The 21,394-nt window shown below is 67.0% G+C and carries 22 protein-coding genes and 2 riboswitches; of the genes, 6 read left to right on the forward strand and 16 right to left on the reverse strand.

Features of this window, described 5'->3' with window-relative positions; genetic code table 11:
- Positions 1-22: 22 nt before the first annotated feature.
- The 6 genes from SO180_RS03365 to cbiE form a co-directional block, all read right to left on the reverse strand.
- Entirely contained in the window at positions 23-700 is a 678-nt protein-coding gene (locus SO180_RS03365; protein ID WP_449377395.1) for an energy-coupling factor ABC transporter permease, read from the reverse strand.
- A gap of 37 nt (positions 701-737) precedes the next feature.
- Positions 738-957, reverse strand: a riboswitch (cobalamin riboswitch).
- A gap of 48 nt (positions 958-1,005) precedes the next feature.
- Positions 1,006-1,734 carry a uroporphyrinogen-III C-methyltransferase gene (gene cobA, locus SO180_RS03370; RefSeq protein WP_449377396.1) on the reverse strand — a complete coding sequence of 243 codons (729 nt, stop codon included), beginning with the start codon at positions 1,732-1,734 and terminating at the stop codon, positions 1,006-1,008.
- Positions 1,731-3,041, reverse strand: a complete 1,311-nt coding sequence (locus SO180_RS03375; RefSeq protein ID WP_449377397.1) for a cobyrinic acid a,c-diamide synthase CobB — start codon at positions 3,039-3,041, stop codon at positions 1,731-1,733. Before SO180_RS03375 ends, cobA begins: the two co-directional genes overlap by 4 nt.
- On the reverse strand, positions 3,041-3,823 hold the full coding sequence (gene cobM, locus SO180_RS03380; RefSeq protein ID WP_449377398.1) for a precorrin-4 C(11)-methyltransferase: 783 nt from the start codon (positions 3,821-3,823) through the stop codon (positions 3,041-3,043). Before cobM ends, SO180_RS03375 begins: the two co-directional genes overlap by 1 nt.
- Positions 3,820-4,188 carry a cobalamin biosynthesis protein gene (locus SO180_RS03385; RefSeq protein ID WP_449377399.1) on the reverse strand — a complete coding sequence of 123 codons (369 nt, stop codon included), beginning with the start codon at positions 4,186-4,188 and terminating at the stop codon, positions 3,820-3,822. Before SO180_RS03385 ends, cobM begins: the two co-directional genes overlap by 4 nt.
- Positions 4,185-5,366 carry a precorrin-6y C5,15-methyltransferase (decarboxylating) subunit CbiE gene (gene cbiE, locus SO180_RS03390; protein ID WP_449377400.1) on the reverse strand — a complete coding sequence of 394 codons (1,182 nt, stop codon included), beginning with the start codon at positions 5,364-5,366 and terminating at the stop codon, positions 4,185-4,187. The genes SO180_RS03385 and cbiE overlap by 4 nt, the downstream gene beginning before the upstream one ends.
- Here cbiE and SO180_RS03395 point away from each other — a divergent pair.
- On the forward strand, positions 5,365-6,111 hold the full coding sequence (locus tag SO180_RS03395; protein ID WP_449377401.1) for a cobalt-precorrin-6A reductase: 747 nt from the start codon (positions 5,365-5,367) through the stop codon (positions 6,109-6,111). The genes cbiE and SO180_RS03395 overlap by 2 nt on opposite strands.
- Here SO180_RS03395 and cobJ read toward each other — a convergent pair.
- The 7 genes from cobJ to SO180_RS03430 are packed head-to-tail and all read right to left on the reverse strand — an operon-like array spanning position 6,087 to position 14,009.
- The gene (gene cobJ, locus SO180_RS03400; RefSeq protein WP_449377402.1) at positions 6,087-6,821 is read right to left on the reverse strand and encodes a precorrin-3B C(17)-methyltransferase; all 735 of its coding nucleotides are present in this window, start codon (positions 6,819-6,821) and stop codon (positions 6,087-6,089) included. The genes SO180_RS03395 and cobJ overlap by 25 nt on opposite strands.
- The gene (locus SO180_RS03405) at positions 6,818-7,549 is read right to left on the reverse strand and encodes a precorrin-2 C(20)-methyltransferase (protein WP_449377403.1); all 732 of its coding nucleotides are present in this window, start codon (positions 7,547-7,549) and stop codon (positions 6,818-6,820) included. The genes cobJ and SO180_RS03405 overlap by 4 nt, the downstream gene beginning before the upstream one ends.
- A 2-nt stretch (positions 7,550-7,551) precedes the next feature.
- Positions 7,552-8,181, reverse strand: a complete 630-nt coding sequence (locus tag SO180_RS03410; protein WP_449377404.1) for a precorrin-8X methylmutase — start codon at positions 8,179-8,181, stop codon at positions 7,552-7,554.
- Positions 8,181-9,344, reverse strand: coding sequence for a precorrin-3B synthase (gene cobG, locus SO180_RS03415; protein WP_449377405.1), 1,164 nt, complete (start codon positions 9,342-9,344; stop codon positions 8,181-8,183). Before cobG ends, SO180_RS03410 begins: the two co-directional genes overlap by 1 nt.
- A complete protein-coding gene (gene cobN / locus SO180_RS03420; RefSeq protein WP_449377406.1) occupies positions 9,341-12,589 on the reverse strand; it encodes a cobaltochelatase subunit CobN in 3,249 nt (1,082 codons plus the stop codon). Before cobN ends, cobG begins: the two co-directional genes overlap by 4 nt.
- Positions 12,589-13,638, reverse strand: coding sequence for a cobalamin biosynthesis protein CobW (gene cobW, locus SO180_RS03425; protein ID WP_449377407.1), 1,050 nt, complete (start codon positions 13,636-13,638; stop codon positions 12,589-12,591). Before cobW ends, cobN begins: the two co-directional genes overlap by 1 nt.
- Positions 13,635-14,009: a DUF1636 family protein gene (locus SO180_RS03430; RefSeq protein WP_449377408.1), complete on the reverse strand. Its 375-nt coding sequence runs from the start codon at positions 14,007-14,009 to the stop codon at positions 13,635-13,637. The genes cobW and SO180_RS03430 overlap by 4 nt, the downstream gene beginning before the upstream one ends.
- Positions 14,010-14,102: 93 nt before the next feature.
- A riboswitch (cobalamin riboswitch) is annotated at positions 14,103-14,320 on the reverse strand.
- Positions 14,321-14,360: 40 nt separating this feature from the next.
- On the opposite strand from SO180_RS03430, the gene cobO reads away from it, so the two are divergent.
- Together cobO and SO180_RS03440 are read left to right on the forward strand one after the other, a co-directional pair.
- Entirely contained in the window at positions 14,361-14,996 is a 636-nt protein-coding gene (gene cobO / locus SO180_RS03435; protein ID WP_449377409.1) for a cob(I)yrinic acid a,c-diamide adenosyltransferase, read from the forward strand.
- Between the two features lie 7 nt (positions 14,997-15,003).
- Positions 15,004-16,452: a cobyric acid synthase gene (locus SO180_RS03440; RefSeq protein ID WP_449377410.1), complete on the forward strand. Its 1,449-nt coding sequence runs from the start codon at positions 15,004-15,006 to the stop codon at positions 16,450-16,452.
- A 3-nt stretch (positions 16,453-16,455) separates the two neighbouring features.
- Here SO180_RS03440 and cobD read toward each other — a convergent pair whose 3' ends face one another.
- Both cobD and cbiB read right to left on the reverse strand, forming a co-directional pair.
- A complete protein-coding gene (cobD, locus tag SO180_RS03445; protein ID WP_449377411.1) occupies positions 16,456-17,421 on the reverse strand; it encodes a threonine-phosphate decarboxylase CobD in 966 nt (321 codons plus the stop codon).
- Positions 17,422-17,430: 9 nt separating this feature from the next.
- Positions 17,431-18,369, reverse strand: a complete 939-nt coding sequence (gene cbiB / locus SO180_RS03450) for an adenosylcobinamide-phosphate synthase CbiB (RefSeq protein ID WP_449377412.1) — start codon at positions 18,367-18,369, stop codon at positions 17,431-17,433.
- Between the two features lie 123 nt (positions 18,370-18,492).
- On the opposite strand from cbiB, the gene cobU reads away from it, so the two are divergent.
- The 3 genes from cobU to bluB are packed head-to-tail and all read left to right on the forward strand — an operon-like array spanning position 18,493 to position 20,415.
- Positions 18,493-18,996 carry a bifunctional adenosylcobinamide kinase/adenosylcobinamide-phosphate guanylyltransferase gene (gene cobU, locus SO180_RS03455; protein ID WP_449377413.1) on the forward strand — a complete coding sequence of 168 codons (504 nt, stop codon included), beginning with the start codon at positions 18,493-18,495 and terminating at the stop codon, positions 18,994-18,996.
- A gap of 4 nt (positions 18,997-19,000) precedes the next feature.
- Positions 19,001-19,780, forward strand: a complete 780-nt coding sequence (cobS, locus tag SO180_RS03460; RefSeq protein WP_449377414.1) for an adenosylcobinamide-GDP ribazoletransferase — start codon at positions 19,001-19,003, stop codon at positions 19,778-19,780.
- Between the two features lie 2 nt (positions 19,781-19,782).
- Complete coding sequence (gene bluB, locus SO180_RS03465; protein WP_449377426.1) at positions 19,783-20,415, forward strand: 5,6-dimethylbenzimidazole synthase; 633 nt, start codon at positions 19,783-19,785, stop codon at positions 20,413-20,415.
- A gap of 9 nt (positions 20,416-20,424) precedes the next feature.
- Here bluB and SO180_RS03470 read toward each other — a convergent pair.
- The coding region (locus SO180_RS03470) for a LacI family DNA-binding transcriptional regulator (protein ID WP_449377415.1) at positions 20,425-21,394 on the reverse strand (970 nt) is incomplete at its 5' end.

Consider the following 21,394-nt stretch of genomic DNA (forward strand, 5'->3'; position numbering starts at 1 on the left):
ACGGCCGCCCCTCAGCTCATCTCTACGCCGCGTTGTGCAGGCGCGGGGTGACGAGGCCGGGCGCGGTGACGCCACGCAGCGATTTTGCCAGCGCCAGCACGGCGAGATCGGCCAGCGGCTCGATCACGATGACCAGCGCATAGGACGCGGCGAAGGTCGCGATGTTGGCGAGGTTCGCAGCGCCAAAGCCCGCGCCATAGATCGCCCAGAACGCAACCCAGGCGATGATGCCCGACTGATACGCCGTCGAGAGCGCCAGCGCCTGACGATACTGCAGGTCGACATAGGCCGTGTCGCGGGGGATGATGCGGGTCGCGAGCGCCTGGATCGCGAACAGCGGCACCAGCAGCGTGGTGACGTTCATGCCGTATTGCGGCAGGTCGGTCGGCACGAAGAACAAGCCTTGCAGCAAGAGACCAAGCGCGAGACCAAGGGCCGCCGGCGCCGCGCCGAACAGCAGGAACAGGGTCGAACCGAGGATGAAGTGCACCTCGGAAACCCCGACCGGGAAGTGCGGCAGGATCTCGAAGAAGGTGAAGACCAGCGCGGTGGTCGCAGCCGTCCGTACCGCAAACGAGCTGACGCCCTGCTCGCGCACGGTCTCCGCCGTAAGCTTCAGCGCAACGCCGCCAGTGGCGATGCCGGTTGCGTAACTCAACACGAGCTTGGCGCCCGTCACGATTCCTGGTTCGATATGCATGGTTCAAGTCCTTCCTGCCGTCACACCCGACGGCCTTGGCGTCCAAACGTGCAGGGCCGGTCTCCTGGCTCGCGGATCGAAGGGGATCTCCGGCCTTCCCGAGCCTTGCGGCCCAGTGGCGGATCGGAGCCCCTCACCGCTTACAGTCGCGGGGGCGGCTGGGGTTTGGGGCGCCGCAACTGGGTCCGCCCACCCCCATTCCCGATTATGCTCCGGCGCTTTGCGCCGCATCGAGCACCATGCCCCTCTTGTGTGCCTCTTTCGCAAGCCGGGCGTCAAGGGTCGAACGGCAACTGCGGACATCATCACGACGATTCTCCCGCTAGTGCGCCAAACAGGATGACGGCGGCGGTGGTCGCGGGCACGGCCTGCGCGAGCTCTTCGGCGAGCTTTGCGATCGTGGTGCGGACGAGCCGCTCGTCGGCGCGGCCCAGGGATTCCGCAAACAGCGCGGGCGTTTCCGGCGAAAGACCCTGCGCAATCAGCTTGGTGGCCAGTTCCGGGAACGTGCGCCGGCCCATATAGATCACCGTCGTCGCATCCGGGTCGGCCAGCGCCGCCCAGTTCAGATTTTGCGGAAGCTGCCCGGTCACATCGGCCCCGGTGACGAACTGCACCCGGCGCGCGGTATTCCGCCGGGTCAGCGGGATGCCGGCTTGCGCCGCCGCGACGCAGGCCGAGGTGACGCCGGGCACGATCTCGTAGCCGATCCCCGACGCCCGAAGCGTCTCGATCTCTTCCTCGAGCCGGCCGAAGATGCCGGCATCGCCGGATTTCAGCCGCACCACGCGCGCGCCGGTCGCCGCATAATCGACCAGCAGGCGGTTGACATGCTGCTGCTTGGTCGAGGGCCGGCCGGCGCGTTTTCCGACTGCCACCAGATTGGCGCCGGGTCGGGCAAGCTCGAGAATCGTGCCGGAAGCGAGATCGTCATAGAGCACGACGTCGGCCTCGCGCAGCCGCGCCGCGCCCTTGAGCGTCAAAAGCTCGGGATCGCCGGGACCGGCGGAGATGAAGGAGACGAAGCCGCTCACCGGTCCTCCGCAATCAAATGAAAGAAGGTGCCCGTCGCATATCCGCGTCGCGATCCGGTCTCCGCGACGGTTGCGCCCGTCGCGTCACGCACGATCGCAAGCGATACATCAGGCTGCGCGAGAATCGTCGAATAGTGGAATTCATGACCGCGCAGGCGCGCGCCGGGCTGATGTCCCGACATTGGCGCTGCGAGCTCGGCAAGACGGTAGCCAAGGTGCATGCGGCGCTTGGCAAAGCTCGTCTCCAGGCCCAAGAGGCCAAGCATCTCGTGCCGCGCGCCGTCGGCATCGGTCAAGGCCGCGCCCATCACCATGTAGCCGCCGCATTCGCCGTGGACCGGCCGCGTCTCGGCGAAGGCGCGCAAGCGCTCGCGAAAGCGCGCATTCGCGGCGATACGGCCGGCGTGCAGTTCCGGATAGCCGCCGGGCAGCCAGCACACATCGGCGCTTGCATCGGGTCCCTCATCGGCGAGCGGCGAGAACGGCAGGATCTCCGCACCGGCAGCACGCCAAGCCTCGAGCATATGCGGATAGACAAAGGAGAACGCGGCGTCGCGCGCTAGCGCAATGCGCTGGCCTGGCGGCGTGACGTTAACCCGGTTCGTGATTGCCCGCGATGTCCATGCAGATGCCGCGCCGAGCACGGCGTCGAGATCGACGTGCTCGCCGACGAAGCGCGCGGCCTCATCGATCAGGCGACCGATCTCCGTCTGCTCCTCCGCCTGCACCAGGCCGAGATGCCGTTTCGGCACGCTGATCTCGGCGTGGCGCGGCAGCGCGCCGAACACGGCAATGCCCGCATTGGCCAAAGCGCGGCGCACGAGGTCCTCATGCCGCGGGCTCGCGACGCGGTTGAGCACGACGCCGGCGAGACCCACCCCGCTGCGGAAATCCCGCAAGCCCGTCGCAATCGCGGCCGCCGTCTGGGCCTGGCCGGACGGATCGATCACCAGCAGCACCGGCCAGCCCATCATCTCCGCGATGTCGGCGGTGGCGCCCGTCCCCGAGACGCCGCGCGCGGCGACGCCGTCGAACAGGCCCATCGAACCCTCGGCCAGCACGAGATCGGCGTTCGCACCGCGGCTGACGAGATGCTCGATCGTCGCGCGATCCATCGCCCAGCTATCGATGTTGACGGAGGCACGCCCCGTGGCCGCGGCATGAAAAGCAGGATCGATGTAATCGGGGCCGCTCTTGAAGCACTGCACAGTGAGTCCGCGATCGCGATAGGCGCGCGCGAGCGCTAACGTCAGCGTCGTCTTGCCGACACCGGAAGCCGGCGCCGAGATGACGAAACCCGCAGGCATCACGACTCCTCCGGAAAACGCGGCGCCGGCCCGACCGGCCGGTAGCGGCGGTCATAGTCCGCGGCGTAAAGGCGGCTCTCTGAGAATTCCTCCGAGCCGAGTGTCCGGCCGACCAGGATGAGCGCGGTGCGCCCGAGCTCGGCGCCGACAGCCGCATCGAGCGTGGCAAGCGTCGCGCGCACGATGCGCTGGTCCGGCCAGCTCGCGCGCCAGACGATCGCCACCGGACAATCCGCGCCATAATGCGGCGTCAGCTCCGCAATCACCTTGTCGAGCAAATGGATCGACAGATGAATGGCAAGCACCGAGCCGGTCGCGGCGAACGCAGCAAGCTTCTCGCCCTCCGGCATCGCGCTCGCCCGGCCTGGCGTACGCGTCAGCACCACAGATTGCGTAAGCCCCGGCAAGGTCAGCTCGGCTTCCAGCGCTGCGGCGGCCGCCGAGAAGGACGGCACGCCCGGCGTGACGGTGAAGGGAATGCCGAGCGCGCGCAGGCGGCGCAATTGCTCACCCATCGCCGACCAAATCGAAACATCGCCCGAATGCAGCCGCGCGACATCCTTGCCTTCCGCGTGCGCGTTGGCAATCTCGGCGATGATCTCGTCGAGCGACAATGGCGCCGTGTTGACGATCCGGGCGCCCTTCGGGCAGTGCACCAGAACGCCTTCGGGCACGAGCGAGCCCGCATAAAGGCAAACCAGTGAGGCTGCGATCAGGTCGCGCCCGCGCAAGGTGAGGAGATCGGCGGCGCCCGGCCCTGCTCCAATGAAATGCACGGTCATTCGCCGTCTCCCTCCGCAATCGCCGCGGTCGCGGTCCGGTCCTGCGAGACCACGCGCGTCGCAATCAGGCGCGCATCACGGCCCGCTGCCGCGAGCGCGACGGCTTCCGCCACCGATCCGGTGCCGAATTTTTCCTTGATGAGGCCTGACTGCGTCGGCGTCGTAATGCCCACGAGCTTATTGGCGGAAATGGCCTTGATCGGCACGTTGAATTCGACCGCGAGCAGCTTCAGCGCGGCGCTGTCCGCCTTGTCGCTGACGGTTGCGACAGCCGCTAAACCTTCCACACCGCCGGCGGCGAGAAGCGCCTCGCGCAGCGCGGCAAGCGTGACGTCGCTCCTGAAGCCGAGCCCTGCGACCCTCATCGCACCGCGCTCCATTGCACGACCGGCCGCGCCACCTCCCAGGAGCGATAGCGCCCCAACGAGCCCGCATGTGCGATCTCGACCCGCATCAAGTCGCCGCCATGGCGCTGGTGAAGCTCCACCAGCAACGTTTCCGTCTCCAGCGTCACGGCATGGGCCACCAGCCGCGTACCTGACCCAATGCGAGACCAGATAGCATCGAACATCGCGGCGTCGAGACCACCGCCGATGAACACGGCGTCCGGCGCCGCCAGACCTACCAGTGCACCGGGCGCAGGTTCGGCGATGACGGTGATCTTGTGTGCAAGTCCGAGTGCCGTGGCATTGCGCCGGATGTTTACAACGCGGTCCTCGCGCGCCTCGACCGCAATCGCCGAACCGCCGCACAAGGCCCATTCGACCGAGATCGAGCCGGAGCCCGCGCCGATGTCCCAGAGGCATTCACCGGGTCGAGGCGCCAGCGCGGACAAGGCCAGCGCGCGCATCGGCCGCTTTGTGATCTGGCCGTCATGCGCGAAGAGATCGTCGGCAAGTCCGGAACTGCGCGGAATGCCATTCAGGCCCCTTGTCTCTAGCGCGACCGCGATCAGGCTGTCGCCGGCTTCCGCCGTGAAACCGTCTGCACGATGCGCTCTGATGTTTTCTCGCGGGCCGCCGAGCGCGGTGAGAGTCCACAGTGCTGAAGCACCCCAGCCCCGTTCCGTCAGCCACTTCGCGAGATCGCCGGCGGCCTTGCCGTCGCGCACAAGGCAAATAATCCGCGCACCATTGGCGAGATGCGGCACCAGGCGTTCGAACGGCGCGGCGTGCAATCCGAGACAGACGACATTCTCCAGCCGCCAGCCCAGCCTCGCCGCGGCAAGCGAGAACGTCGACGGCGCGGAATGCGCGATCCACTCACCGGCCTGAAGCCTCTCTGCGAGGCTGGCGCCGGCGCCGTGCCAGAACGGATCACCGGACGCGAGCACCGCGGTGGGCCGGCCGCGGCAGCCCAGCACGACATCCGCATCGAACGGCACTGGCCACGGGCGGCCACGATCGGTTATGCCTGCCAGCGCAAGATGGCGCTCGCCGCCGAACACGGTCTCGGCCCTGGCAAGCGCCTTTCGGCTTGCCTCGGAGAGGCCGGCAAGGCCATCTTCGCCGATACCGATGATGGTCAGCCAGGGATCAGCCATGATGCGCGCCCTCATTCTGGGCGGAACGAGTGATGCGAATGCGCTCGCCACGGAGATCGCGCGCGCCGGCGTCGATGCGATCTATTCCTATGGCGGTCGCACCCGCGTGCCTGCCGGACAGCCCCTGCCGATCCGCACCGGCGGCTTTGGCGGCGTGAGCGGACTTGCGGATTACATCCGGCAAGAAGGCGTCACGCACGTCATTGACGCCACGCATCCCTTTGCCGCTGAGATGAGCCGCAATGCGGCCCTGGCCTGCGAGGAAACGCAAACACCGCTGATCGCGCTCGAACGCGCGCCCTGGATGAAAGCGCCGCGCGACAACTGGATCGAGGTCGAGGATCTCGCCGCCGCTGTCGCGGCGCTGCCCGAGGAGGCGGCGCGCGTTTTCCTCGCGATCGGCCGGCAGCATATCGCCCCGTTTGGCGAGAGACCGCAGCACACCTACACATTGCGCTTCGTCGATCCTTCCGAGGCGACGCTGCCGTTCGAAGCCGAAATCATCGTGTCGCGTGGGCCGTTCACCTTCGAGGGCGAGGTTGAGCTGCTGCGGTCGCGTGGCATCGCATGGATCGTCGCCCGCAATTCCGGCGGCGAAGGCGCGCGCGCCAAGATCGACGCGGCCCGCGCCCTTAGCCTGCCCGTCATCATGATCGCACGGCCGCGACTTCCCGAGCGGCTGCGGGTAGAAAGCGTAGCCGAAGTCATGGCGTGGCTCGGTCATCGGGCCTGCCTCGGTGCATAGACCCAACGGCCGACACGGCGCGTCTGCGAATTGCCGACGATCACGAGCGTGCGCATATCGGCCATCTCCGGTGTCGCCTCGTTCAGCGCGACCGTCTCGATCCGCTCGTCCGGCGCGCTGATCGCGCGGGCGAAGATCACCAGCCTCTCGCCGCAGCCCGCCTCCTTCAGCACCGCGAGCGCGCGGCCAAAGCCTTCCGGCCGGCTCGCCGAGCGCGGATTGTAGAGCGCAATGGCGAAATCGGCCTCCGCCGCGAGTCGCAGGCGCTTCTCGATCAATGGCCATGGCTTGAGATTGTCAGAGAGATTGATCGCGCAAAAATCATGGCCGAGCGGCGCGCCCGCGCGCGCGGCGGCGGCCAGCATCGCGGTCACGCCGGGCAGCACGCGGATCGGCAGTTCCCGCCATTCTGGAGTCTGTTCAAGCGCCTCGAATACGGCCGACGCCATCGCGAACACGCCGGGATCGCCGGACGACACCACGACCACCTGCCGTCCTTCCGCTGCAAGCCGCAGCGCTTCGCTCGCGCGCTGAAGCTCCACGCGATTGTCCGAGGGGTGCAGCGTCAGGCCATCGCGGGGCGCAACACGCGCGACATAGGGAGCATAGCCCACGACGTCGGTCGCAGCCGCGAGCGCAGCAGAAACCTCCCGCGTCACCAAGGCCTCGTCGCCGGGCCCAAGCCCCGCGATGGTCAGCGTTCCCGTCATTCGCCGGCGTCCATGCGCCGTCCCCGCCCGTGCACCAGCACGATTGCAAAATAAGGACAGTCGGATTCGTCGATATCGGCGAGCCGCGCAACGCGCTCACCAGGCATGGTGCCGCGCTCGACCAGCCAGGCATCATCGAGCCTGCCGGCGGAGGCGAGCGCGCGACGCACTTTTCGCAGATTGCGACCGGTCTTCATGATGACGAGCGCATCGGAATTGCACATGCGCTGCTCAAGCTCGTCCTCGGCCAGCGTGCCCATCAGGACCGTCGTCACGTCATCGCCGAGCGCGATCGGCTGGCCGACCGCGTTCCAGCAGCCGGCCATGCCGGGAATGCCGGCAATGACCTCGATCTCGACGCGCCCCTGCAAACGTGCGTGCAGGTGCATGAAGGAGCCGTAGAAGTAAGGATCGCCTTCGCAGAGCACGACGACGTCGACCGCGCGCGCCAGCCGCGCCAGCCGCTCGGCCCATTCGTCGTAGAAGCCGGCGAGCAGGCGCACATATTCCAGGCTGTCGAAGGCGATCTCCGTCGTGACCGGATATTCCATCGGATATTCGGTGACGTCGCCTGCGAGCATGCCCTCGACGATGCGCCGCGCCTGGCCGGGACGCCCTTTCTTGCGGAAATATGCAACGTGCTTGGCCGTGCGCACCTCGCGATCGGCGCGCACACTCATCAGATCGGGATCGCCGGGCCCAAGGCCGCAGCAGATGATACGCCCCATCTCTATTCGCTCCGGCTCGCCAGCGCATTCACGGCGGCAACGGTAATCGCCGAGCCGCCGAGGCGCCCGTCGACCGCCAATGCCGGCGCCGGCGGATTCGCCATCAGGGCTGCCTTGGATTCGGCCGCGCCGACGAAGCCGACCGGACAGCCGATGATCGCCGCCGGACGTGGACAGTTTTCGTCCTCCAGCATGTTCAGCAGGTGAAACAGCGCGGTCGGCGCGTTGCCGATCGCAACGATCGCACCGTTCAGATGCGGCCGCCAAAGCTCGAGCGCCGCCGCCGAGCGCGTGTTGCGCATGGTTTCGGCGAGCGCGAGCACGGCAGGATCGCCGAGCGTGCAGATGACGGCATTGTTCGCCGGCAGCCGCGCGCGCGTAATTCCTTCCGACACCATGCGCGCATCGCACAGGATCGGCGCGCCGCTCTCGAGCGCCGCGCGCGCGGTGCGCGCCATGCCGGGCGTGAAGCGGACATTCACCTCGAGCCCAACCATCCCAGCGGCATGGATCATGCGCACGACGACCTGCTCTTCGTCCGGCGTGAAGCGCGCGAGGTCGGCCTCGGCACGGATGGTCGCAAAGGATTGCCGATAGATCGCCGCGCCGTCGGTCTCGTACACGTGCGGCATCAGCGCCCTCCCATTAGCACGGAGGGATTTTTGACGATCTCGGCGCCGCTCAGACCACGCCGCACAGGCATATCGCGGGTCGAGCCGCAACGGACGAGATCAAATCCGTCACGAGTTGCAACGAGCGTAAGCGTTGCCGGTCCCGAATGCGCGCAACCCTTGGCGCAGCCGGAGACGTGAAGCCGCGCATCAGGCGCGATGTGAGGCGCGAGCGCGGCAGCAAGCGCGCGGGTGTCGGCATGTGCCTCACGGCAACGCGGCGCGCCGCTACAGGCGATCACGCGCAGCGCGGGATCATCGGCCCGGGTGATGAGGCCTTCACCGCCCGGCAACTCGCGCATGCCCTCCGCCAAAATCATCCGCCACGGCGTCATGCGCAGCGCCGACGCGCAAGAGGCAAGATGAGTGAGCGCCGAATGCGGCAACTGCCCAAAGGCCGCACCAATCATCGCGCCTTGCGGGTAAAGATCGGGACGGGCTGCAGCTGCCGTGACGGCAGGCTCGACCCCGCCACGCAAGGCGTCAGGCAATTTCGCGCCGGCAGCGATATGCGCTGCCATCCGCCCTCGCCTGACCTTGGCGTCACGGGATGCCACGAACCACTCTGCCAGCGCGAGCGCCGCGGTCACAACTTCTCGCCGCGTAACCGCGCGCCCAAGTTGCGCGCCATCGGCACGCACCATGAGCGCCCCCGTACGGTCGCGCTCGATCCGGATGTCCGCGGATGCGCTCGTCAGCACACGCTCACGACCGTCATCAATGGCAAAGCCGAACTTGGTCGGAAGATCGAGCGCGCTACCCGCAAGAGCCTGCTCGAGCTCGTCGGCGAGCAGGCAGGTGTCGTCGCCGGCGTTCCAGAATGGCGTCACCAGAATATTGCGTCGTGATTCGGTCTCCGGATCGGGATCGAGCAGGCCCAATTGCGCGAGGCCGTCGAGGAGAGGCAGATGCGCCGCCTCGGTCACGCCCCTCACTTGAAGATTGGCCCGGCTGGTCACGTCGATCAAACCGTTGCCATACCGCGCGGCAAGCTCCGCAATGCCTGCCGCCTGCGCCGCCGCCAGCCGGCCGCCATGCGGGCGCACGCGGACCACGAGGCCGTCACCCGACAGCATCGGCCGCAGCGCGCCGGGACACCAGCCCTTGATCGCGACCGCGCTCATGAGGCCTCCTTCAGCGCCGCCGCGATCGAGTTGCGGCGGGTCTTCCAGAGGGCGGCTTCGTGCAGGCGAGCGAAGCAGATTTCGATCGCAGCCAAGGCGGCCGGATTTTCCCGCGCCATGAACGACCGGACATCGTCGTTGCCTAGGGTCGCATCATAATAGACATCGAACAGATGCGGCGGCACGGCGCCCGCCAGATGCGCGAATGCGGCCATGTGCTCGAGCGTCGCAGTGATCTCGGCAGCGCCGCGAAAACCATGGCGCATCATGCCTGCGATCCAGTCCGGGTTGGCGGCGCGGGCGCGAACGACGCGCGAAATCTCTTCCGTAAGCGCGCGCGCCTGCGGCTGGTCGGGCCGCGTCGCGTCGAGGTGATAGAGCGACGGCGCGGCCACGCCTAGCTTTGCCGCCGCAGCCGCAACGCCCGCCTCATGCGCGGCATAGTCGGCGGCGAGCAGCAGGTCTGTCTCTGGCAGATCCTGCACATGGACGAAGGCGTTGGCGCTGGCGAGCCTCGTCTCGATGCCGGCGCGATCGGGCCGCATCTCGCCGTCTGAAGACAACGCCCAGGATGACGCCGACAGCCAGGCCTCGCCGGCCGCCTCACGCGAACCTTCAGTGAAGACATCCGGTATCGAGGAGAGGCCGACGCCATATTGTCCGGGACGTGGCCCGAACACGCGCGCGGCGCGCGTGCGATAGGGATTTTCGTTACCCTCGTCTTCGCGGGTCGAGAGTGCCTCGCTGGCTGCCTCGAACAATTGGGCGAGACCCGCGAAGACGTCGCGGAACAGTCCCGACACGCGAAGTGTGACGTCGATGCGAGGACGGCCGAGCTCGGCCAGCGCGATCATGTCGTAGCCAGTCACGCGTCCTGATGCGTGATCCCAGCGCGGCGCGAGCCCGGCCAGATGCAACGCCATCGCAAACTCCTCACCCGCCGTGCGCATGGTCGCGGACCCCCAGAGATCGACGACGAGCCCCTTCGGCCAGTCGCCGTGATCCTGCAAGTGGCGGCGCAACAGTTCTTCGGCGAGCTTCACACCTTGCGCATGCGCCGACGGCGTCGGCACGGCGCGCGGATCGACGGCGAACAGGTTGCGCCCGGTCGGCAGCACGTCCTGGCGCCCGCGATAGGGCGAGCCCGCTGGCCCGGGGGCGACGCGCCTGCCGGACAGCGCCGCAATGAGCGCGTCCCTCTCCGCTTCGCCGCAAATCCCCCGACCGAACACATGCAGGCCATCGCCGAACTGGCTTTCCTTGAGATCGCAGACGAAACGGTCGATGCGTGGAATCGCTTCGGCAGATAGCGCCGATGCGGCAAGGCCGAGGTCGGCGTCGAGGCCGGCCGCGTGCGCCTCGTCGCGGATAGCGGCAATGAGCCGGTGCCGGCGCGCGGGATCGAGGCCGTCGGCGGTCGAATATTCGTCGAGCAGCTGCTCGAGCCGGCGCAAGCCCTCCGGCACCGCGGACTTCGCCAGCGCCGGTGGCAGATGGCCGATCGTCACCGCACCGGTGCGCCGCTTGGCCTGCGCGGCCTCGCCGGGGTCGTTGACGATGAAGGGATAGACGACAGGCAGACCGCCGATCAGCGCCTCGGGCCAGCAGGACGACGACAACGCCACGGATTTCCCCGGCAGCCATTCCAGCGTGCCATGCGCGCCCATGTGCACGACGGCGTCCATGCCCTGCTGCCGGAGCCAGAGATAGAACGCGACATAGGCATGGCGCGGGGTGCGCGAAAGATCGTGATAGTCGGCGTCGCGGTGACTGACATAGCCACGTTCCGGCTGCACCGCGATGATAGCCTTGCCGCTTCTGATCGCCGCGAAATGAAATGCGCCGCCGCGGCAGCTCGGATCATTCTCCGGCGGCCCCCAGGCGCGGGCCAGATCGTCCTGCAATGCCTGCGGAAGGCGGCAAAGCGCCGCGCGATAATCGGCTGCGCTCCACGTCAATTCCTGTTTCAGCAAGTGATCGCCGAGAGCACTCTGTGGTTCAACATCGAAGCCAGCTTCGCTGAGATCAGAGAGCAGCGCCTCGACGGACGCAAGCGCATCGAGCCCGACCGCGTGGGCGATCTGGTGCGGCCGACCGGGATAGTTGGAGAGCACGATCGCCAGCCGCTTCTCGCTTGCCGGCTTCTCCGCGAGCCGCTGCCAGGCCGCCACGCGCGCAACGACGGCGGCAATGCGCTCTTCGTCCGGCCGATGGGCGAGATGCGCGAATTGCAGATCAGGATCGCGCTCGCCAGCCGACTTGAAGCTCACCACGCCCGCAAACACGCGGCCGTCGACCTCCGGCAGCACGACGTGCATCGCAAGATCGCCCGGCGAGAGACCGCGGAGCGACTCGGCCCAGTCCTCACGACGTGCCGTGGAGAGCGCGACCTGGAAGACCGGGCATGACGCAGCATCGAACGGCGTCGTGCCGTCATCGCCAAGCGCAGAGAACGCCGTCGCGTTGACGATGGCCGCTGGCAGACATTGTGCAAACAGTGCGCGTAGCCAATCCGCCACGCCGGGCGCTTTCAACGATGTAACGAAGACACCAAAGGCTTCGAAACCTCTCTCGCGCAGCGCTGCGATCAGCGCATCGACGGGCGCAGTATCGGCGGCCGTGAGATAAGAGCGATAGAAGGTCACGATCGCGCGAGGTTTTCCGCCGGGGTCGGGCAGCGCCCCGACAACGCCGCTTCCCGGCTCGTAAAATCCAATCTCGGGAACCTCGATCTCACCTACCACCGGTCCCGCATAGAGACCCGAGGCCAGCGCAAGCTGCGCGATCGCGGCTTGTGCGGCGACCGGTCCGCCCTTGTCGCAGAGCACTTTCAGCCGTCTGAGCGTCGAGACCGGCAAGGTCGAGAACGCATCCAGCCGTTCATCGTCGCGACCATCCGCTGGCAACACGGCAAGCGCGATGCCGCGGTCCTTCGCCAGTTGCTGCAGGGCTGCAAGCCCATACGCCCAATAGGACTCGCCGCCGATCAGGCGCAGCAGAATGCCGCGCGCTTGCGACAGCGTCCGCTCGATATAGGTGTCGACCGACAACGGATGACGCAGCTCGGCGAGATTCGCCAGCCGCAGCGACGGCAGGCTCGCGCACCCTCGCCGCCAACCAGCCGCGAACGCGGCGAGATCTGAGTCCGAGAACGAGAGCACCACGAGATCGGCCGGATCCTGGCCGATGTCCCTTGGCGTCGCAGTCTCTTCCAGACCACGGCTCTCGCGGAAGACGACGTGCATCAGATCCCAAGCCCTGAGATACCAAGTCCTGCCTTGATCGCGGTCTCGTCGATGTCGCCATGCTCGCCGATCACGACCAGCTTGGATTGCCGGGGACGCACGCCCCAGGGCTGATCGAACTGGTGCCGCACGCGTTCGCCGACCGATTGCAGCAACAGCCGCATCGGTTTGCCCTTGACCGCGATATAGCCCTTTGCGCGCAGCACGTTCTGCTCGCGCGCCAGCCGTTGCACCGAGGCGATCAGCGCCTCGACGTCGACGACCTCAGGCAGATCGATCACGACGGAGTTGAAATCATTGTGCTCGTGATCGTCCTCGCCGTCGTGATGCGAGGGGCGCGCGGCGAGATCATCTTCGGCCGCCGCCTCAAGACCGAGGATCACGCGCAAGTCCACCGCGCCGTCGACGACCGGCAGCATTGGAACGGGGCGCGGCATTTCCGCCGCGATCGCCGCCTTCGCTGCTTCGAGTCCCGCCGCGCCGGCAAGATCGGCCTTGGTCAGGAGCACGATATCGGCGCAGGCGATCTGGTCCTCGAACACCTCCGACAGCGGCGTCTCGTGATCGAGATTCTCATCCGCCGCGCGCTGCGCCTCCACCGCAGCCGGATCGGGCGCGAAGCGTCCGGCCGCGACAGCCTCGGCGTCGGCGAGCGCAATCACGCCGTCGACCGTGATGCGTGAGCGGATCTCCGGCCAGTCGAACGCTTTCAGCAGCGGCTTCGGCAAGGCCAGCCCCGACGTTTCGATCAGAATATGATCCGGCCTCACCCGACGTGCGAGCAGTTGCTCCATCGCCGGAATGAAATCGTCGGCCACGGTGCAGCAGATGCAGCCATTGGCGAGTTCGACGATGTTTTCCTCCGGGCAATTGGCATCTGCGCAGGATTTCAGGATCTCGCCGTCAACACCTTCGCTGCCGAATTCGTTGACGAGCACCGCGAGCTTCTTGCCGTTGGCATTGCTGATCAGATGCTGGATCAGCGTCGTCTTGCCTGATCCCAGAAAACCCGTGACGACCGTGACCGGGACTTTTGCGAGCGTGTTCATTCGGCGGCCTCCGGCACGACGGCGATGGGGGGAATGCGGGCAAGCGATTGCTTGCGGAAGATTTCGGGGCGGCTGCGCCATGGCACGATGCCGTCGGGCGCAGCCGCGTAAGCCGAAGCGCCTGCGATCACATCGTTCGCATTGGCATCCGACAGGCGGCCGTAGACGTAGGACCATCGGCCCGGCGCGCTGAGTGCGACCGAGCAGCCCTGGCTACACGCCGAGAGGCATTCGACGGGAACCAGGTTGACGCCTTCGGGCACGCCGGCCTCGAGGATCGCGGCATGCAGCCGTGCGCCGGGCGTGGCTTCACCTTCGCCGGGTGTCTGCCCGGCGCGGCAGGTGATACAAACGTGAAGTGTGACGGCCATCGCCCCTTCCAGGATATCTGCGGGAGGCGATGAGGCGCACGAACCGCTCGAAAGAGGGTCCGTTTCCCCGTCGCGGAACACCCCGTCCGCCGGTCCAAAACAGTCGCGCTGGCAGGTCTCCCGGCTTGCGGAGCAGGGTATTTCCCTTCGATCCCCGCCTTCCCGATCCCATGGGATCAGTGGCTTCGGGCATCTCTCCGGTCACGGTCGCGGGGGCGGCTGCTTTTCGAACACGAATCTTGCCGATTCGAGCCCTATCGCATTCCCTCTTCGCCTGTCGTAGGACAGGAACCAACACTGGCCCACCATTTGCCCATGGCCGCCACTTGTCAAGCCGAAGGACCATTTCAGATGACGCCTGAACCGGATACCCCAGCGGTGCAAGACACCGACGCCCGGCATGCCACGAAAATGGCGAAGAAGAAGGTTGCCCGCGACAAGATCATGGCGACCAAGAGCGGCGAAAAGGGGCTGATCATCGTCCATACCGGCGCGGGCAAGGGCAAGTCCTCCTCCGCCTTCGGCATGATCGTTCGTTGCGTCGCGCATGGCTTCCCTTGCGCGGTCGTCCAGTTCATCAAGGGCGCCTGGGATACCGGCGAGCGCCGCCTGCTCACCGGGCATTTTGGCGATCTCTGCCAGTTCCACGCCATGGGCGAAGGTTTTACCTGGGAGACGCAGGACCGCGCCCGCGACATCGCCGCGGCGAAGGCCGGCTGGGAGAAGGCGAAGGAGCTGATCCTCGACCCCAATTTGCGCATGGTCGTGCTCGACGAGATCAACATCGCAATGCGCTACGACTATCTCGATATTGCCGAGGTCGTCGACTTCCTGAAAACGCAGAAGCCGCCGCTGACGCATGTCGTCCTCACCGGACGCAACGCCAAGGACGAGCTGATCGAGATCGCCGATCTCGTCACCGAGATGACGCTGGTGAAACATCCGTTCCGCTCCGGCATCAAGGCACAAGCCGGCGTCGAGTTCTGAGACTTCGATGGCGCGCGCATTGATGATCCAGGGAGCGGGCTCGGACGTGGGCAAGTCGCTCGTCGTCGCGGGCCTTGCGCGTGCCGCAAAGCGCCGCGGCCTGCGCGTGCTTCCCTTCAAGCCGCAGAACATGTCGAACAATGCGGCGGTGACCGTCGATGGCGGAGAGATCGGCCGCGCGCAGGCGCTCCAGGCGCTCGCCGCCGGCGTCGAGCCGCACACCGACATGAATCCCGTGCTGCTCAAGCCCGAGACCGATGTCGGCGCGCAAGTCATCGTCCAAGGCAAGCGCATCGCCACCGCGCGCGCCCGCGACTACGCGGCGATGAAGCCGACGCTGATGGGCGCCGTGCTCGAAAGCTTCGAACGGCTGAAGACGCGCGCCGATCTCGTGCTGGTCGAAGGCGCCGGCAGCCCGGCCGAAGTCAATCTGCGCAAGGCCGACATCGCCAATATGGGCTTTGCCCGCAAGGCTGATGTTCCGGTGGTGCTGGTCGGCGACATCGACCGCGGCGGCGTCATCGCGCAGCTCGTCGGCATCAAGACCGTGATCGATCCTGACGATGCCGCGATGATCCAGGGGTTCGTCATCAACAAGTTCCGCGGTGATCCCACGCTGTTCGACGACGGCTACCGGCTGATCCAGGACAAGACATCCTGGCGCGGCTTTGGCGTGCTGCCCTGGTTTAACCGCGCCGGCGAATTGCCGGCCGAGGATGCACTGGGATTGGGCGACGCGCGAAGGCCCGGCAGATGCAAGATCGCGTTTCTGGCGCTGTCGCGGATCGCCAATTTCGACGATCTCGATCCGCTCAAGCTCGAACCAAACGTTGACCTCGTGATGGTCCGTCCCGGCGAAGCCATCGCGGGCGACGTACAGCTCGTCATCATCCCTGGCTCGAAATCGACGCGCGGCGACCTCGCCTTCCTGCGCGCGCAAGGCTGGGACATCGATCTCCTCGCACATCACCGCCGCGGCGGGCACGTGCTGGGTGTCTGCGGCGGCTACCAGATGCTCGGCCGCAGCGTGGATGATCCCGAAGGCATCGAGGGCTCGACCGGCGCGACAGCCGGCCTCGGCCTTCTTGAGGTGACGACGGTGATGTCGCCGCAAAAAACGCTGACGCGCGTCACCGCGCGCCATGCCGGGACCAGCGAGCCGATTGACGCTTACGAGATTCACATTGGCCGCACCGATGGGCCGGATCGCGCGCGTCCCTTCGCGATGCTCGATGGTGCACCGGAGGGCGCCATCTCCAGCGATGGGCGCGTGCACGGCAGTTATCTGCATGGGCTGTTCACGTCGGACGGTTTCCGCAAGGCGTTCCTCGCGCAGCTCGATATTCCCACGACAGACCAGCCATACGGCGCAAGGGTCGAGAGCGCGCTCGACGCACTCGCCGATCACATCGAGGCCCATCTCGACGTCGAAGGCCTGCTCGCGCTGGCGCGCTGAAGGTCAACTGGAGAGCGTTGACGCAAGACGCGCCCATTCCCTCTCGTCGCCCGGCAGGCCCAGGCGCAGCCAATTCGGCTGCTGGCTGAAGACGCGCGACCAGATCCGGCCGCGCGCGAGCTTATCCTGCGCGGCAAGCGCATCACCGACATCGTACAGACGAAACAGTGGCGTGCCGCCGATCAGCCGCCATCCTTGCGCAGTCGCCATGGCATCGAGACGTGCGCAGTCTTGGCCGAGCCGCGCCGTCGTTGCGCTGGCCCATTCGCGATCGAGCAGCGCGCGCCGACCGACGGCGATCGCAGCGCCTGAGACCGGCCACGGCCCCGCCATCGCTACGAGCGTTGCAATGTCCGCTTCCGCGCCGAGCACAAAGCCAAGGCGCAAGCCTGCCAATCCGTAAAACTTGCCAAACGAGCGCAGGATCAGGAGGCCGCCCTGGCCAGCTTCGGGCGCGAGCGAGAGTTCGGGCAGCGCATCGGCAAAACTCTCATCGATCACGAGGCGACCGACGCGCGGCAAGATTGCAAGCAGATCGGCCTTGTCATGCTGCCGACCGTCGGGATTGTTGGGATTGACGACGACGGCGAGATCGGCACCAGCGAGCGCGTCGAGATTGGAGACCTCGGCAACGTCCCAGCCGACCGGAGAAAGCACCGCGGCATATTCATTGTAGGTCGGCGCGAGAATGCGCGCGCGGCCCTTGCGCGACAAACTCGGCAGACACTGGATCGCCGCCTGCGCGCCGGCCATGGCGAGCAGCGGCGCCTGCGTTGCATAGGCCTGCCGCGCGGCCTCGTGCAGCGCTTCAATCTCGGATCGCGACGGCAGCGCACGCCATGCGTGCTGTTCGATCTCGCCCACCGCGTAAGGCTGCCGATTGATGCCGGTCGACAGATCGATCCAGTCCTTGATGCGCCCGCCGAAACGCTGCATCGCGGAGTCGAGATTGCCACCATGCTCGCGCATCGCCGCCCCTCAAACCAATGCCAATGCTACGAGTAAGCCGCCCAGCAGCAGCATCGCGCGAACGTAGAGTTTCAGGCCCAACCGGATGTCAGCGCCAAGCGGATCGCGCGCGCCCGCGTTCAGCCAGGGCTCCTCGGTCACAGCGCCGTGATAGCTGCGCGGCCCGCTCAGGCGCACGCCGAGCGCACCCGCCATTGCCGCTTCCGGCCAGCCGGCATTCGGCGAGCGATGGCGATTTGCATCGCGCGACATGCAGGACAAGGGCGCCCAAGGGTGCGCCGTCACCAGCGCGAACAACAGGCCCGTCAGCCGCGCCGGAATGAAATTGGCGACGTCGTCGATGCGCGCGGCTGCCCAGCCGAACCAGAGGTGACGCTCGGAGCGATGACCGATCATGGAATCAAGCGTGTTGATCGCCTTGTAGCCAAGGATGCCGGGCAGGCCGAGCAGCGCGCCCCAAAACACCGGCGCCACGATGCCGTCGGAAGCATTCTCTGCGAGGCTCTCGAGCGCCGCACGCGCAATCCCGGCCTCATCGAGGGACGCGGGATCGCGGCCGACGATCTCTGCGACCGCAAGCCGCGCCGCGTCGATATCGCCCGACTGCAGGCGCTGCGCGACGGCAGCGACGTGATCGTGGAGCGAGCGCAGTGCGACCAGCGGCCAGGCCAGAACCCCAAGCAGGACGGCGCTCCACCCGGGAACGAGCCAGCTCTGCACGATCCAGCCGATGCCGGCGCACAACGCGATCACCAGAAGTGCGGCGGCGACGCCGGCCATGCGCCGCGCCTCGGGCGCATCTTTGGACCTGTTCCAGTTGCGATCGAGCAGAGCGATCAACCTGCCGATCCAGGTCACGGGATGGCCGATCCGCGCGAACAATGCGGCGGGCCATCCCCAGATGGCATCCACAGTCATCGCTACCGCCATCGCACCGGCAAATCCCACGTCACATCTCCTCGCATGCCCTGATGCGCAAGATTTGGGTCACAGCGCAAGCCCCTCCTCGCCGATTTCGGCTTTGTCTTTGCACCCGTTTGGTGGTTAGTGCGGGTCAGAACGGGAGGTTTCATGGCGGTTGTCCTGATCACGGGAGGGGCGAGGTCCGGGAAAAGCCGTCGCGCCGAGGCGCGCGTCCGCAGCTTTCCCGGCCGGCCCGTCTACATCGCGACCGCGGAGGCGCTCGATGCGGAGATGGCGGAGCGGATCGCGCACCATCGCGCCCGCCGCGGCGACGAGTGGATCGAGCGCGAGACGCCGCTCGATCTCGTGGCGGCGCTCGATGCGACCGACGGCGGCGGGGCACGGCTCGTCGACTGCCTGACGCTGTGGCTCTCCAACCTGCTCCATGCCGGCCGCGACTGGTCGAACGAGGCAGCGCTGCTCGCCGCTGCACTTCGCAGGCAACAGAGCCCGGTGATCCTCGTGACCAACGAGGTCGGCCTCGGCATCGTGCCCGACAATGCGCTGGCGCGCAGGTTTCGCGATGCCGCAGGCCTGCTGAACCAGGCGGTTGCCGAAGTCGCCGACGAGGTCGAGCTCGTGGTTTCGGGCCTGCCGATGAAGGTCAAGTGAAGCTATGACCAACCGCACGCAACTCACCGCCATCGTCACGGATTTGCGGATCGGCGTGTCGCTCGCCACCATCCTGCCGCTCGGCCCGTCGACGCCGGTCGGCGATGGCGACATTGCGCGTGCGGGCTGGACACTGCCGGTCGCGGGATTGCTGATCGGTCTCCTCAGTGCCGGCGTGTACGGAAGCGCACATGCGCTCGGCGTGACGCCCGGTCCCGCCGCGATGCTGGCGCTTGCGAGCACGATCATCATCACCGGAGCACTGCACGAGGACGGGCTCGCGGACGCCGCCGACGGTCTCGGTGGTTCGACGCGCGCGCGAAAACTCGAGATCATGCGCGACAGCCGGATCGGCAGTTTTGGCGTGTGCGCGCTCATTGTCTCGCTAACACTGCGCTGGAGCGCTCTCGCCGCCATCGCCGCCCCGCGCTCGATCCTCATCGCTCTATTGCTAGCGCATGTCGCCGCGCGCGCAGGCCTGCCGCTGTTCATGGCGCTGGTGCCGCCGGCGCGAACGGATGGATTGTCCGCGGGCGCCGGCCGGCCCGCAGGGCCAAACGCCGCCATTGCGCTCGGCCTCGGTGCCATCGTACTCGCGATCGGCTTTGGGCCGGGCAAGGCAATCCTGGCCGTGATCCTCCTCGCCTTTCTCGGCCTGCTGATCGCCTGGCTCGCGATCAGGCAGCTCGGGGGACAGACCGGTGATATACTCGGTGCTTACGAGCAAGTCGCCGAGACCGCCATCCTGCTGATGGCCGCCTCGCTGTTTCATGCGGCCGCCTGATGATGGTCTCTTTTGACGACGATTTCCGCCGGCAATTGCGCGAGCTCTTCGTCTGGCGGCGCGACGTGCGGCGCTTCCGGAGAGACCCGCTGCCCGAGGGCACGCTGGAGCGGCTGATCGACATCGCGTGTCTCTCGCCATCGGTCGGGCTCAGCCAGCCCTGGCGCTTCGTGATCGTCGAGGATCCGGCGCGGCGCGGCGCCATCATCGACGACTTCAAGATCTGCAACGCGGACGCGCTCAAAACCTATTCCGGCGAGCGCGCCGCGCGCTATGCCGCCCTCAAGCTCGCCGGCCTCGAAGAGGCACCCGGACATCTGGCGGTGTTTTCAGAAAAAACGTGCGAGACCGGGCACGGCCTCGGCCGCGCGACGATGCCGGAGACCCTCGACTATTCAGTCGTCGCCGCAATCGTCTCGGCCTGGCTCGCTGCGCGCGCCGACGGCATCGGCATCGGCTGGGTGTCGATCCTTAACCCCGCCCGCGTGCGCGAGATTCTCGACGTGCCCGTCAACTGGAAATTCATCGGCTATCTCTGCATCGGCTATCCCGAGGCCGAGCTCGATCGTCCCGAGCTCGAGCGGGTCGACTGGGAACACCGGCGGCCGTCGACGGACGTCACGATCCGGCGCTGAGGCGCTCTGTCACGGCAGATTGTCCCGCAAGAAGATATCGATGCGGATACGCTCCTGGTCAGCACTGATCGGCTCGCCCGAGCAATGCGCGAGCAACACGCGCGCGGCGGAGCGCGCCTCGTGGCCGGGATCCTGGTTGATGATCGCATCGATGGTGCCGCGCACCAGAAAGCGCCCCGTGAACTGGGTGAGCTCGTGGGCGATCCAGACCACATCGCGGGCACGACCCGAGGCTTCCAACGCCTCCGCGATGCCGCGATTGCCCGCTCCGCAGGAGTAGATGCCAAGCAGATCGGACCGTCGCGACAAGAGCTCTGTGGTCAGTACGCGCGTGCGCTTGCTGTCGTCGCGCCCCTCCAGCACCGGCAGCACAACCAGATCCGGATATTCGCTCGTCAGAATCTGGTGGAAGCCAAATTGTCGCTCGGTGTGATCGCGTAGCGACAGCGAGCCGGCGATGACGGCCACGCTGCCTGTGCGTCCCGAAAGGAAGCGTCCCATCAGGGTCGCAGCCGTGCGACCGGCGGCCGGATTGTCGATACCGACATAGTGCAGGCGCCGCGCGCTCGGCGCGTCCGAGACCAGCGTCACCACGGCAACCCCGCGGGCCGCGAGATCGTCGATCGCAGCACGCACGCGCGGATGATCGAGCGCGATGACGGCGACACCGTGATAGGCCGTCGACAGCTCTTCCAGGGTGCGGGCCAGCACGTCCGGGTCGAACACGTCGACGTGCAGGATATCGATGAATCCGCGCTGGCTCGCGAGCCATTCAGCCGTACGTTGCACTTGCTCGGTCAGGTTGGTCATGAAGCTGTTGCTGCCGGTCGGCAGCACGAAGGCGAAGCGGAACGTCTGGCCACGAGCGAGCCGGGCGGCGGCGACATCGGCGCGATAGCCAAGCTTTGCGACCGCCGCCTCCACGCGCGCCACAGTTTTGGCACGCACGCCTTCGCGACGGTTGACGACCCGATCGACA

This window comes from Bradyrhizobium sp. UFLA05-112, from assembly GCF_053572325.1.